Source organism: Catenulispora sp. EB89 (genome assembly GCF_041261445.1).
In the GTDB taxonomy this organism is placed as follows: Bacteria; Actinomycetota; Actinomycetes; order Streptomycetales; family Catenulisporaceae; genus Catenulispora.
In genome coordinates this window covers 25,472-38,436 of the sequence record NZ_JBGCCU010000011.1, presented here as the reverse complement: position 1 = coordinate 38,436, position 12,965 = coordinate 25,472, and the positions used below count along the sequence as shown (strand labels likewise).

Below are 12,965 nucleotides of genomic sequence, written 5' to 3'. Positions count from 1 at the left end.
CTCATCTCCGGATCCTGCCGAAGAGCCTGGCCCGCAGCCGATCGAGCAGAATCGCGGCGCCGAGCACCGCCCCCTGTACGACGGTCTGGTAGTAGGTGTTCACGTGCAGCGCGAGCAGGCCGTTGGCGATGAACTCCAGCAGGATCGCGCCGGCCGCGATGCCGACCATGCGCCCCTCGCCGCCGAACAGCGACACTCCCCCGACCACGGCGGCGGCGATCGCGGTCAGTTCCCAGCCGCTGCCGACCGAGGGGTCCGCCACGTTCATCCGGCCGATCACCAGCACGCCGACGACGCCGGCGAGGACCGCGCTGGACACGTACGCGCTGGTGACGCGCCGTGCGATCGGGATGCCGGCCAGGCGGGCCGCCTCCCTGTTGCCGCCGACCGCGTAGATCTGCCGGCCCACGTACGTGCGCTCCAGCGCGAACCAGGCGATCACGACCGCGCCCAGGAAGAACAGCGCGGGCACCGGCACCCGGCCGATGTAGTACTGGCTCAGGTTGCTGAACAGCGGATCGATCCCGTTGATCGGCGTGCCGGTGGTGATCGCCAGCGCCATGCCCTGCGCGATGGTGTACGTGACCAGCGTGATCACGAACGGCGGCACGTTCAGCCGGGTCACCATGGTCCCGTGCCACACCCCGACCCCGGCGCAGATCAGCAGCGTCAGCAGGATCGCCACCGGCGCCGGCAGGCCCTGGTTGACGTTGAACCAGGCGGTCAGGATGCCCGCGAGGCCGGCCAGCGCGCCGACCGACAGGTCGATCCCGCCGGTCAGGATGACCACGGACTCCCCCACCGCCAGGATCCCGACCTGCGCCAGGTCCCGGCCCATCACCTGGAGGTTGCCGACCGAGGTGTAGGTCGGGGCGTTGGCCGCGATGATCGCGAACACCAGTACGCAGGCCACGATGACGCCGGCCTCGGGCGATTCGGCGAGCTTGCGCAGCAGCCGCGTGACGGCCGGCTGGCCGCGCGGGGGCGCCTGCTCGGGGGTCAGGGTGCTCTGTGCTGTCATGGTGCGTCTCCGTGTTCTGACACGTGTTCCGACACGTCTGCTTGCGCGTCTTCCGAGCCGGCTGCTGAACCGTCTTCCGGCACGCCTTCCGGGCGGGCTTCGGGCACGCCTTCCGCGGCGTCTTCGGGCAGGTCTTCAGGCGGGTCTTCGAGCGGGTCTTCAGGCACGCGCGCCGGCGCGTCCTCCGCCATCGGCGCGTCCTCCGCCATCGGCACGACCGGCGCGGTGCCCGCCGCGGCCGTCATGATCCGTTCCTTGGTGGCCTCGGCGCGGTCGATCACGGTCGCCAGCCGGCCGTGGTTCAGCACCGCGATCCGGTGGCAGATCCACAGCAGCTCCTCCAGCTCGGAGGAGGCGACCAGCACCGCCATCCCGCGCTCGGCGGCCCGGTCGATGAGCTCGTAGATCTCCGCCTTGGCCCCGACGTCGACCCCGCGCGTGGGCTCGTCCAGCAACAGCAGCCGCGGCTCGGTGGCGAAGGCCCGGCCGAAGATCGCGCGCTGCTGGTTGCCCCCGGACAAAGCGCCGATCGGCTGGTCCACCGAGCGCATGCGCACGTTGACGCTGGCCGTGATCCGCACGGCCTCGACCCGCTCGCGGCGCGGTCCGAGCAGTCCGCGGGTGCTGATGCGGCGCAGGATCGGGATCGTGACGTTGGCCCGGATCGGGGCGAACACCACCAGGGACTGCTCCTTGCGGTCCTCGGGGATCATCGCGATGCCCGCGGCCGTGCCGTCGCCGGGGCCGTGCGGGGCGTAGGGAGAACCGGCGATCGTCATCTTGCCGCCGGTAGCCGGTTGCGCCCCGGCCACGGTGTGGATCAGACGGCTGCGACCGGAGCCCATCAGCCCGGCCACCCCGACGATCTCCCCGGCGCGCAGGTCCAGATCGACCGGGCCCAGTCCGTCAGCCGTCAGGCCGCGCAGGGACAGCAACACCGGGGCGTCGGTCGGCTCCTCCTTCGGCCGCGAGTGCGCCACCTCGCCGCCGACCATCTCCCGGATCAGGCGCTCCTCGCTCGCCTCGCCGGGTGTCAGGTCGGCGACCAGCCGGCCGTTGCGCAGCACCAGGACCCGGTCGCTGACCTCGCGGACCTCGTCGAGCCGGTGCCCGATGAACAGCACGGTGCCGCCGCGCGCGGCCAGCTCGCGCGCCAGACGCAGCACCTGGGCGCCTTCGACCGGACCGAGGGAGGAGGTCGGCTCGTCCAGGATGAGCAGCTTCGGGCGGCGGCCCCAGGCCTTGGCGATCTCGATCATCTGGCGGGTGGGCACCGGCAGGGTCCGCACCTGGCGGCCGACCTGGACCGCCGAGGCGGACAGGCCGATCTCGGCGAGCATGGCGGCCGCCTCGCGGCGCAGCGCCGACCGGTCGACCAGGACCCGCCGCCGGGAGCCGCGCGGACGGCGTCCCAGCAGCAGGTTCTCGGCCACCGAGAGCTGCCCGACCAGCGGGAACTCCTGCGAGACCATGGCGATGCCGAGCGCGGCGGCGGCCTCGGTCGAGCCCGGGGCCAGGGCCGTGCCGCCGATCTCGATCTCGCCGCCGTCCCGGCGCACCGACCCGGACAGCGTGCCCATCAGCGTGGACTTGCCGGCGCCGTTCTCCCCGACGACGCCGACCACCTGGCCGGCGTAGAGGTCCAGCTCGGGCAGGTCCAGCACCCGCACCGGGCCGTAGGACTTGTGGACCCCCCGCAGCCGCGCGGTGACCGCGCGGCCGGGGGTGTCAACGGAGGCCGCCATCGTCAGCTGATCCCCAACTGCGTCTCGAGCGCCTGGTACGCGGACAGGTCCGCGGAGGTCACCAGGCCCACGCCGGAGCTGAGGGTGGAGCCGTCGGACTCCAGGTAGGGCTTGATGATCGCCATCGTGGCGTCCTTGCCGAGGACCTTCTCCGCGGCCAGGATGTAGGCGCCGGTGTAGCCCTGCTGGTAGGGCATCTGCACGACGGTGCCGGAGATGACGCCGGACTTGATGAAGCCCAGGGTCTGGGCGTCGGAGTCGTCGGAGACGATGTGGACGCTGCTGGCCTTGCCGGCCGACTGCACGGCCTGGGCCAGCGCGGGGCCGTCGTAGGAGTAGACCCCGTACAGGCCGTTCACGTCCGGGTTGTTGGCCAGGATGGTCTCGGCGTCGGAGGTCGCGGTGGCCGCCTGCAGGTTGTCGTTGACCTTCTGCACGACGGTGATGTCCGTGCCCTTCAACGCGTCCTCGAAGCCCTGGATGCGCTGCGTGGCGTTGGCCGCGGTCAGCGAGCCGACCAGGACCGCGACCTTGCCCTTGCCGCCGAGGACCTGCTTCATCGCCAGGCCGGCCTGCTGCCCGGCGGTGTAGTTCGGGGTGCCGAGGTAGAGCGAGGCGGCGTCGGTGCCGGGCAGCGGGGAGTCGATCGCCAGGACGCTGATGCCGTGCTGGACGTCGGTGTGGATGGTGCCGGCCGCCGAGGTCGGGTCGATCGCGGAGATCGCGTAGCCGGTGACGCCCTGCGAGCGCAGCGTCTCCATCTCGGAGTTCTGCTCGGTGAGCTTGCCGTTCGGCGGCGCGTAGTAGGTGCACTTCGAACCGGACAGGCCCAGGTCCGAGCAGCCCTTCTGGAAGCCGACCTGGCCGGCCTTCCAGTAGTCGGCGGCGACGTTCACCACCATCGCGATGTTCACCCCGGACAGGTCCTTGCCGGCCAGCGCGGTCTTCAGCGCGGCGTCGAGCTTGGCGAGGTTGTCCTGGTTGAAGGTGATGGAGCCGGCCAGGGCGGCCGGGGGTGCGGAGGCGGAGCCGCCGGAACCGGTGGAGCCGGTGCTCGCCGGGGAGGATCCCGACCCGTTCTTCGAGCAGGCCGCGGCCGTGGCCACGAGCAGTGCGGCCGCGCAGGCTGCGGTGATGCGGATTCTTCTGGTGCCCATCCTCGTTCAGATCCTTTCCGGAGTCCTGCTGAGTGTGTTGGTGGTGCTTTGGTGGTTCGTTCGCGATGCGTGTTAGCGGTAACATTTCGCGCCGACAAGCGGCGTGGTGTGCGTGGTGCGATGGATGATCGGGTCAGGGTGCTGCGGCGGGACGTGCGGTGGAGGCACGCACCACCAGGCTCGGGTCGATGGCGGCCACCGGTTCCCCGGCACGCCGGCCGCCGCCGATCGAGCGGATCAGGGCGACCAGCGCGCGCCGCCCCAGCTCGTCGAAGTCCTGGCGGACCGTGGTCAGCGCCGGGCCGAAGAACTCGGCGTCCGGGATGTCGTCGAAGCCGACGACGCTGACCTGCTCCGGAACCCGCCGCCCAGCGGCCTGCAGAGCCCTGATGAGGCCCAGCGCCAGGTGGTCGTTGGCGCAGAACACGGCGGTCACGCCGTCGTCCCCGACGATCTGCCGACCGAGCTCGTACCCGGTGCGCGCGGACCAGTCGCCGCCCTTGAACGGCTCCGGGACCCGCGCCCCGCGGGCCGTCAACGCCCGCCGCCAGCCCACCTCGCGCTCCTGGGCGTCCAGCCACGTCCGCGGCCCGGCCAGGTGGTGCACGGTCCGATGGCCGAGGTCGAGCAGGTAGGAGGTGGCGCGCTCGGCCCCGGCCTCGTTGTCGACCGCGACCGTGCTCAGCGGCGCGTGCACCCCGCACCCGACAGCGACCAGCGGCACGTCGGAGGGCATGTTCGCGAGCGCGCTGACCGCGGTGGTCTGCGGCGCGATCGCGACGATGCCCTCAACCGCCTGGTCCCGCAGCCGCTCCACGGCCTCGAACACCGACCGCCGGTCCATGGCGGCCAACGCGGCGACGGTGACGAAGTAGTCGTGCTGCTTGGCCGCCTGCTCGATGCCGTAGAGCATGGAGGCGGGACCGTAGAGCGTGGTGTTAAAGCTGATCACGCCGAGCGTCCGGGTCCGCCGCGTGACCAGCGTCCGCGCGGCCGCGTTGGGCCGGTATCCCAGCTCCCTGATGGCCTCCATGACCCGGTCGCGTGTGGCGGGCCGGACATTCGGGCGATCATTGAGCACGCGGGAGACAGTCTGCTGCGACACCCCCGCCACCCGCGCGACGTCGGCCATGACCGGCGCGCGGTCGCCGACGACGATCTGCATGACGCCTCACATCTCTCGGGGCAGTGGGTGGTGTTCAGACCCAGACGAGGAACGGCGGCAAGGCAGAGCTCTGCCGCTTCGAGCGGTGGCGCGTTGCTGTGCGTTGACGATTGTTAGCGCAAACATCCGGAGCGTCAAGAGTCGGCAACCTGTTTGCAACCCCGGGATTGGAGGTTCGTCGCGTCGGCCGGCTCAAGATGATCAAAGATCGACCTACCGGTGATCCACTATCGAGCGAGCGCGTGCGTCGTAGGAGGCTGCGCCAGTGCGTATCGTCGTCGTACGGCGACGCCGAAGAAAGCCCACAGCGGCGGCGGGACCTGATAGTCGCGAGAATCGGGCTTGGCGATGTTGTTGGGTGGTCTGCGCCGTTGTGAGGTCCTGGGTCTGCGCGTCGAAGACCTGTCGCCGGGCGAACGTCGGGTCTTCATCAGCGAGGGTGGACATGGGCGGCGACACGCTCACCCCCGCCTGAATGGTTCGCCGGGGGTCCGGAGCCCCGACGAGGTCTGAGGCAACCCGACTTCCTCCGCGGGTTCGCTGTCGATGAGCCGGGGTACCGCCAAGCGTCGGGCCCGGCCATCCTCAGAGATCTGATTCCGGCCGGGCCCGACAGGTGGATCACATGTTCTTCAGCTGCCCCTCGATCGACTGGCTGACCGCGTTCGTGCCGCCGAAGATGTCCACCGCCTGCAGTTCTTTCGCCTGCCGCAGGCCGGCAAGGTAGGCCTCGGTCGCCGACGACAGGCTCTGCGGATTGGTCAGGACCAGCGGCGCGCCGAGCTTGCCGGCGTAAGCACCGCCGCTGAGCGCGTCCGCGAACACCATCCCGCTTGCCAGGCCGACCGTGGTCGGGGCGTGCCCGACGATCGCCGCCCAGCGCGCCGCCACCGCGGTCGCCGTCGCGTAGCGGTCGCCGCCGGCCAGCGAGTGGTCGACGGTCTGGCCTGCGGTGTTCAGGGCCGCGACGGCCTTCTGCGCCTGGACACCGACCGGGTCCACGTCAGCGTGCTGGCGGATGAAGGCCGCGGTCGCCGGGTCCGTGGCGGTGTCGGACGTGAGCACGATGGGCGCGTTCTCCGCGGCGCCGAGCGGGCCCGCGGCCAGCGCGTCCGGGAAGTTCAGGCCGGTGGCGACGATGACATGCTTGGTCGGGCCGAACTGTCCGGCGATCTTCAGCGCGGTGTCGAAGCGCGTGGCACCGCCGAGGCGAACCACGGTGTAGCCGGCGCTGCGCAGGCCGTCCTCCTGCTGCTGCGAGACCGCGCCGATGCCGCCGAGGATGTAGATGGGCTTCTTAGTCTTCGGCCCGCCGGTGACCCGGTCGATCGCCGCACGGACCACTGTGGGCATGGCGTTCGGGTTGGTCAGCAGCAGCGGACCGTTCACATGGGCCGCGAAAGGCCCGCCGGCGAGCGCGTCGGGAGCCGCGTCGCCGCGCGCCAGGACGACCGCGTCGGCACTGCCGGCAGCCCACTGGCCCGCGACGGAGACCGAGGTCCCGTAGCGGTCCCCGCCCCAGAGCCGGTTCACCGACAAGGCGCCCGGCCGGGGCTGGCCCGGGTTGCCGGTGATGACGACGGTCGTGGTCGCGGTGTATTGCGGAAGGGAGGTGTTGTTCGGATCGGCGCCGTCCGCCATCTTCACGGAGATCGTGTAGGTACCGGGGGTGGTGTAGAAGTGGTTCTCGCTGCCGTTCGGCTGGAACTGCTCGATCTTGCTGCCGTCGCCCCAGTTGATGTACATCTCGTACGAGTGGGTGTACTCAAGCGGGGCGCCGTAACCGGCCATCGTGAGAAAGGCGTTGTACGCGCCGGTGTCGGCCGACAGCGCCACGCCGTAAGCGGTGACCACAGCGGTGTTGGGCGTGTCGTTGTTGAGGTACGAGACGTCGACACCATCCGAGGTGTGGGTCGTGATCTCGTACATCAACGGCTTCGCGTAGAGATGGCTGAGGGTCAGCGGTCCGCTCGCGGGCGCCGCGATCGTCTGGATCGGACTGCCGTCACCCCAGTTGATCACGTAGCTCTTCGTCGCGGCCGCGTCCACCGTGCCGCCGGAGATGGAGGCCGTGGCGGTGAACGGCGCGTCGCCGCCGGTCTTGGCAACCGCCACGCTGGGCTCGGTCGGCGCGGTCCCGTAGTGCCAGACCGCGTTGTACGTCTTGCTGACCGGGGCCGCGCCGGAGCCGTCATCGACGGTCACGGTGATCGTGTGGGTGCCGTATCCGCCCGCGGCATACTGGTGGTTCAGGTTCAACGGCGACTGGGCCGTGGGAACCGGGCCGCCGTTCTGCGTGAACTTGCCGCCGTCCCCGTAGTCGACCGTGAACTTGGCGTTCGCCCCGACCGCGTCGCCCGCCGAGAGATACATGTAGCCGCTGAAGACGCCGCTGGCGTTGATCACCCCGCCCACGCTGATCCCGCTCGGTGCCAACTGCTGCGTCTGCGCCACCGAGACGGCCGCCATGGCCTGCGCGGGCAGCGCGGTCGCGAGCCCTCCGACGACCGCCAGAGTGGACAGGGCGATGGACGTTATGCGACGAGGCCGCACCATGGAATACCCCCACTGATCGGGCACCCGAAGAACAGTGCCCACTGATTGACGGCCGGAGTTTAACAGAGCTGATCGACACCGCACATTCGAGCACGACGTGCCGGGATTCGACGGTGCGGTTCATCAAGGAATGGATGTCAGTGCCGCAGGGAAAGATGACTTCCGTGGGAGGGGGAACACAGTGACAGCGCGCGACGACCCGACCCGGCTGATCCCACCCAGCGGATGCCGGTGGTGCGGTAGAGAAAGACTCGAGCATATGCAGCGCTGGGCCGAGCCGGTCGGCTGGCACAAGTGGGAAGAACCGACGCTGGATCAGCGCAAGCAACGCATCTTGGCGCGGCACGCGCAAAGGACCAGATCAACACATCGCGATACTTCACCCAGCTAGTCGGCGCGCCTGGCTGAATACGTCCCGCAGCTGGCACGGCACCTCGTCCGCGGACTTCAAGCTCTTCGCCAGGGTGTACATCATGTCCGGCTTCCCACCGGGTCCGGACTCGCTCCCCTCCTGCAGCATGACCTGTACCCCACTGCTGAACTTGTCGCCTCGGTGCGCCTCGAAGTGCCGCGGGCTCCACGGCTGACCGTCGGTACGCGGCCACAGATCGTTCGCGGCCGTCGTCCACTGGTCGTCCGTGAACAGCGCTTCGAACTCGTCGACGCCGTCCTCCTCGCCGATGAACTTCACGACGTCGGCCTGACGACCGCCGAAGATCGTGTTCAGACGGGTCTCCTTGAAGATGCTCTTCGGCAGACGGCGGCTGTCCGCATCGACCGCGAGCAGGACGGACCTGTCGTGCTTGGCCAGGTACCCGGCGAGATGCAGTGCGCCCTCGTTGTTGAAGCAGCCCCAGAGCGCGATGCCGGCCGACTGCAACGACAGACCCTCACACAGCCGGAAGAGAACCGGGAACGCGCGTAGTTCGGTGTCTCCCTCGACCGCGAGGAAGCACCGTTCGTGCAGCAGGATCGAGTTCGTGAGACCCACGGCGGCGGCGATCCCCTGGAGGTGTTCGTCGACGGCGCCGTGTTCGTCGACACCCAGTCTCTCGACGGACGTCCGGCGCTCGATCAGCTTCAGGTGCACGACGTCGGGGATGTCGACGCCGTCGATCAAACTCATCGAATGCGTCGCCACCAGCACTCGGACCCCGGGAATCCCACTCTGCTCGCGGATCAGCTCCATGATCTTGCGCTGGTTCGCGTAGTCGAGGTGCGTGTCCGGCTCGTCGTAGACGACGATCGTCTGGACCGGCGGCCGGTCGTCGACGCCGTCGGTGACCCGCTCCTGACGGAGGAACTCGCTGGTCCATTCCCAGACGGCGAGCGAAACCCGGCGGCTGCTGCCGAGACCGGAGTGCCCGATGCCCACCGATTCACCGGAAGCCCGGGAGATCCGGAGCGGGGCACCGCGGAATCCGCCCTTGAACGAGACGTCAGGCTCGACGAACACTTCGTGCAGCTCGGGGCAGCGGACCCGGATGTGGTCGCACAGGCCTTTGGCGTCCGCCGCGACGCGGTCTTCGATCTCGGTCTCGATCTCCCTGAGACGGCCCTGGAGTCCAGGATCGGCGAGATGAGTGTTGTAGCTGCTCAACAGGGCTGTCCGCACAGCGTCATCGGGATCTGCCGCAAGACCATCGTATGGCAGCAGCCGCGGCAGCCGCAGGTCGAGCCCCGCCGGGGCGCGCGACCATCCCTGCGCGCTGGAATGCGCGTCGGCGAAGGCCTTCAGCGTCGCTTCGTTATCCGCCTTGCGGGTACTGACCGGCAGCCCGAAGTCGATGACAAGCTCTTTGATCATCTGGGCGTTGTAGCGCTCCAGCCCGCGCAGCCGTTCATCGTCGGCGATCGGGCCCCAGATCTCGAACACGGTCTTGAGATCGTCTCCGACTCGGCGCCTGAGCCGACAATCAGCAGGAAGCCCGAATTCAGCCTGCTCGGTATCATCGAGCAGGAAGGATCCCTCCACATCGGTACTCTCGCACCGACCCGGAACATCGTTCTGATATGTCCGGTCGTCCTCAGAGAGCGCGTATTCGCCCAGGAGAAACGCAAGCGCGGTGAGCAGGGCCGTCTTGCCGCCGTCATTGTGGCCGGCCAGGATCGTCGGCCCGCCGACGGGTATCCCTCCAACGCAGTCCAGCGATCGGAATCCGTGAACGCTGAAGCTCTGAAGATGCACGATGGTGAAACCTCACTGCAGGGGGCTGGTAGCGCCACGGAAGCTGGCCGTCGCAGGCGTGATCTCAGCCGTCGCGCGTGGCCTCAAACGTATTCAGGCTTCCCGTCCGTGCGATTCTAGAACTCCCGACACAGGCTCGTACGGGGAAGCGGAAAAACACGCCGGCCTTCGAGAAGCCAGCCTCCCGCCCCGATCCGGAGAGCGGGAGGCCGACGCCACGCGGCGGGATCATCAGCCGGAGCCCTGGCGGATCCGGCGCCGAATCAGCACCTTTCGGTAAACGCCGGAGGACAGCGTCGTTCCGACGAAGCCGGCGCCCATGATCCGCACGTTTCCGGCGGCGGTGCCCACTTCCGGAAACAGCGAGAAGGACACGATGGGCCACACGGCTGCGGCCGCGCAGATCAACAGCATCCGCCCCTCCCGGGTCATGGCGAGCATGCACATCCGGGACAGGCCGGTGCGGATCCGGGACCACCGGGACGGCGGATCCTCGGCGACCGGCGGGTCGTACCGCCGGACGGCCAGGTTTCGGCAGTGCGCCTCCCAGGTGTTGACCTCCGCCTTCTTCAGACCGCACGCGCCTGCGAACGCCCGCACGAGGACCGGGTCCGGAAGTCGGTCCTTCTTCTTCAGGGCATCGGCCAGGGAACTGTGCGGGAGCTTCCCGGGACCGGCCCGTTCCTCGAGCTTTCGCAGCGACAGACCCGACCAGGCCTTCAGCCGGTTCATGGCCTCGACGAACTCGGCCGGGGTCTGCGCCTTCTCCGGATCTATCTCGAAGCAGGACTCCTTCACACTGGAGGCGACGTCCGCTGCGCGCGCGAGCGCCCCGGGGTCCGACGAAGGGGTCTGCCTGCCGGCCCGGCTGGTGGCCACGACGCGCTGTGTCTGCGACACGTCTTCGGGCCGGGCCAGGTGTCGGCCGCGAGGAACGCGAGGTCGGTCGCCCCCATCGGCCTCGGCGGCCGCCGCCACTTCCGCGCGACGCCTCAGCAGGTACAGCTGGCGATCCACGACAGTGAGTTCCTCGGCCTTCCGCTCAAGCTCCCTCTTCAGGTACAGCAGACGCTCATTGAGCTCCTGCTGCTCCATCTCGAGCTGGCGCCTCTTGCGGAGGGGTGCCTGCACGTCGCCCATCAGCGGCGGCACGTGGTCCCCCGCCTCAGGGCGCTTGTCCGCGCCGGTCACCCGATCTCAACCTTCACCGAGCGCGACGTCGCCGCCCGGAGGCTGACCGCGGTCGAGACCGCGATGGTCACGCCGACCGCACCGGCCGACGCCAGAAGGCTGACGATCATGTTGGGATGCTTCCCGAGCGCTGCCAGCACCGCGGCCAGGATCAACACCACGATCACCAGGATGACCGCAGGTCCGTACCAGGGGAGACCGGACGTGGGGCCGGCTCCGGGGTTCTGCTTGTCGGGAGGCGGAGCGGAAAGGAAGGTCCGACGAAGGAAAACCCGAGATATTCCTTTTTTGATCATCTTTGATCATCTTTCTTGGCAGCGCCTTGCGGCGACTACGAGGGCACAGGCGATCGACTTTCCGTCACGTCGGTTGGCAGTCCGGCGCGATGTCGTACCCAACGATCGCCCCAATTGGCAATCAACACAAGTCTGCTGGTCAGCCGCTTTTCATCCAGTGTTCAAGTGGTTGCTCAATTCGACTTAACAGCCGGGCTTATAGCTACTTCCAAGTAGCACCTCATCTGATACATTGCCGGACTGGCGGAATTGGACCTTCCGGATGGAATCACGCCTTACCAACTCCGTCACCAGGTGATCCATGACGTGCCCCGGCCGTCCGGGAAGCATCCATCGCTGTCCGAGAGTGTCCGGCAGCGTATGTACACGGCCGAAAGCATCCGGATGTGCCCGAGCGCTCGTATCGGGCACGGAGGCAATCCCACTTCAGCGCCAGCTCCACAGCACACTCGCGTATAAAATTGTCCGGACGGCTTTCGCGCGTAGCCTGTAGGGTGCATTCTGAGGATGCACTCGTGACACCGGTCTAGACCGGGAACGAGCCCCCGGCAGTGTCTGCGGCACGGGCGATCGCAGGGGGAAACGGCGGTATGAGAGGGTTCCTGTTTGGCAGCGGGAACCCTCTCCCACGACAAACCGACCAGCCACTCGGGCCCAGCGGCTGGTCGGTCATGCGAAAGCGCCGCGATCACTTCTCCGCAGGCCGACGGGGTCGGCTGCGCAAGGCGATGATCAGGAAACGCAGCCGGGCGGTGCGCGCGGCGCCGGCCAAAGTCCACGCCAGCAGTCCGACGAACACGACGGTGGCCGGAACGACGATCGCAGCGGCAGTCCAGCCGCCCAGTACGAACCAGGTGCCCGTCACGGCGGAGTTCGCGGCGCAGCATCGGGGCGTGGGTCAGCAACCGGATGGCACAGGCCCACTGCGCGCGCCGCGAGATTTGACTGAGATCGCTGAGTTCGGCCTGGCATTCCTCGGCGTGGCGCGCTTGCTCGGTGCTGGGGAGGATGCGCGCCGCGACACTGGTGACACGTCCGGCCAGCGGATGGATGGGGACTCGCGGGTTCTTGGGCAGCTTCGCGGGCTCGTTCACGGGCTCGAACCCGGGATCCGGCTCCGGATCAGAGTGGGGGTGTTCGACCCACGACTCACGCCCCACAGCCGGGTCTGTGGTGTCCGGGCGCGGCCCGCCAGATGAGGCCGCACCGGAACGCAAGCAGGCATCGGCGCCCGAATACTGTGAACCCATGACACCCCACGACCTGAAGAAGGCATGCCTGGCGCTCAACGGGGCCGTCGAGGACTTCCCGTTCGGCCCCGACGCCTCGGTGTTCAAGGTCGCCGGGAAGGTGTTCGCGATCGCGCGGCTGGACGGCGTGCCGCTGGCGGTGAGCCTGAAGTGCGATCCGGAGGTCGCGCAGAGCCTGCGGGCCGCGCACCCGGCGATCCGCCCGGGCTATCACCTGAACAAGCGGCATTGGAACACGGTGACGGTCGACGGCTCCCTGAGTGAGGAGATGGTCCTTGAGATGATCGAGGACTCCTACGATCTGGTCGTGAGATCGCTGACCCGGGCCCGACGCGCCGCCCTCGAAGGGTAACGGCGCGCCGCCCAAGGCCGCGTGGTGGGGTCCGCGTCGGCCGA

At 68.8% G+C, this 12,965-nt stretch carries 10 protein-coding genes and 1 pseudogene; 2 read left to right on the top strand and 9 right to left on the bottom strand.

Annotation, left to right across the window (positions count from 1 at the left end; genetic code table 11):
- Position 1: 1 nt before the first annotated feature.
- The 4 genes from ABH920_RS23600 to ABH920_RS23585 form a co-directional block, all read right to left on the bottom strand.
- Positions 2 to 1,021, bottom strand: a complete 1,020-nt coding sequence (locus tag ABH920_RS23600) for an ABC transporter permease (RefSeq protein ID WP_370351270.1) — start codon at positions 1,019 to 1,021, stop codon at positions 2 to 4.
- Positions 1,018 to 2,766 (bottom strand): sugar ABC transporter ATP-binding protein, encoded by a 1,749-nt coding sequence (locus tag ABH920_RS23595; RefSeq protein ID WP_370351268.1) that lies wholly within the window; start codon positions 2,764 to 2,766, stop codon positions 1,018 to 1,020. The genes ABH920_RS23600 and ABH920_RS23595 overlap by 4 nt, the downstream gene beginning before the upstream one ends.
- Before the next feature lie 2 nt (positions 2,767 to 2,768).
- Positions 2,769 to 3,923, bottom strand: a complete 1,155-nt coding sequence (locus ABH920_RS23590) for a substrate-binding domain-containing protein (RefSeq protein WP_370351267.1) — start codon at positions 3,921 to 3,923, stop codon at positions 2,769 to 2,771.
- Positions 3,924 to 4,056: 133 nt separating this feature from the next.
- Complete coding sequence (locus ABH920_RS23585) at positions 4,057 to 5,088, bottom strand: LacI family DNA-binding transcriptional regulator (RefSeq protein WP_370351266.1); 1,032 nt, start codon at positions 5,086 to 5,088, stop codon at positions 4,057 to 4,059.
- A gap of 342 nt (positions 5,089 to 5,430) precedes the next feature.
- Here ABH920_RS23585 and ABH920_RS23580 point away from each other — a divergent pair.
- Positions 5,431 to 5,556: pseudogene (locus ABH920_RS23580) on the top strand (integrase); the annotation flags it as partial.
- 153 nt (positions 5,557 to 5,709) lie between these two features.
- On the opposite strand, the gene ABH920_RS23575 reads toward ABH920_RS23580, so the two are convergent.
- From ABH920_RS23575 to ABH920_RS23555, 5 genes are all read right to left on the bottom strand, one after another.
- A complete protein-coding gene (locus ABH920_RS23575; protein WP_370351265.1) occupies positions 5,710 to 7,644 on the bottom strand; it encodes a cell wall-binding repeat-containing protein in 1,935 nt (644 codons plus the stop codon).
- A 379-nt stretch (positions 7,645 to 8,023) separates the two neighbouring features.
- The gene (locus ABH920_RS23570; protein ID WP_370351264.1) at positions 8,024 to 9,832 is read right to left on the bottom strand and encodes an ATP-dependent endonuclease; all 1,809 of its coding nucleotides are present in this window, start codon (positions 9,830 to 9,832) and stop codon (positions 8,024 to 8,026) included.
- 231 nt (positions 9,833 to 10,063) lie between these two features.
- Positions 10,064 to 11,023 (bottom strand): hypothetical protein, encoded by a 960-nt coding sequence (locus ABH920_RS23565; protein WP_370351263.1) that lies wholly within the window; start codon positions 11,021 to 11,023, stop codon positions 10,064 to 10,066.
- The gene (locus ABH920_RS23560) at positions 11,020 to 11,181 is read right to left on the bottom strand and encodes a hypothetical protein (protein WP_370351262.1); all 162 of its coding nucleotides are present in this window, start codon (positions 11,179 to 11,181) and stop codon (positions 11,020 to 11,022) included. Before ABH920_RS23560 ends, ABH920_RS23565 begins: the two co-directional genes overlap by 4 nt.
- An 826-nt stretch (positions 11,182 to 12,007) precedes the next feature.
- Positions 12,008 to 12,184: a hypothetical protein gene (locus ABH920_RS23555; protein WP_370351261.1), complete on the bottom strand. Its 177-nt coding sequence runs from the start codon at positions 12,182 to 12,184 to the stop codon at positions 12,008 to 12,010.
- 383 nt (positions 12,185 to 12,567) lie between these two features.
- On the opposite strand from ABH920_RS23555, the gene ABH920_RS23550 reads away from it, so the two are divergent.
- On the top strand, positions 12,568 to 12,921 hold the full coding sequence (locus tag ABH920_RS23550; RefSeq protein ID WP_370351260.1) for an MmcQ/YjbR family DNA-binding protein: 354 nt from the start codon (positions 12,568 to 12,570) through the stop codon (positions 12,919 to 12,921).
- Positions 12,922 to 12,965 lie beyond the last annotated feature (44 nt).

Coding starts and splice junctions, on each gene's coding strand:
- ABH920_RS23595 (WP_370351268.1), bottom strand. CDS start 2,766: ATGGCGGCCTCCGTTGACACCCCCGGCCGCGCGGTCACCGCGCGGCTG.
- ABH920_RS23590 (WP_370351267.1), bottom strand. CDS start 3,923: ATGGGCACCAGAAGAATCCGCATCACCGCAGCCTGCGCGGCCGCACTG.
- ABH920_RS23585 (WP_370351266.1), bottom strand. CDS start 5,088: ATGCAGATCGTCGTCGGCGACCGCGCGCCGGTCATGGCCGACGTCGCG.
- ABH920_RS23575 (WP_370351265.1), bottom strand. CDS start 7,644: ATGGTGCGGCCTCGTCGCATAACGTCCATCGCCCTGTCCACTCTGGCG.
- ABH920_RS23550 (WP_370351260.1), top strand. CDS start 12,568: ATGACACCCCACGACCTGAAGAAGGCATGCCTGGCGCTCAACGGGGCC.
- ABH920_RS23600 (WP_370351270.1), bottom strand. CDS start 1,021: ATGACAGCACAGAGCACCCTGACCCCCGAGCAGGCGCCCCCGCGCGGC.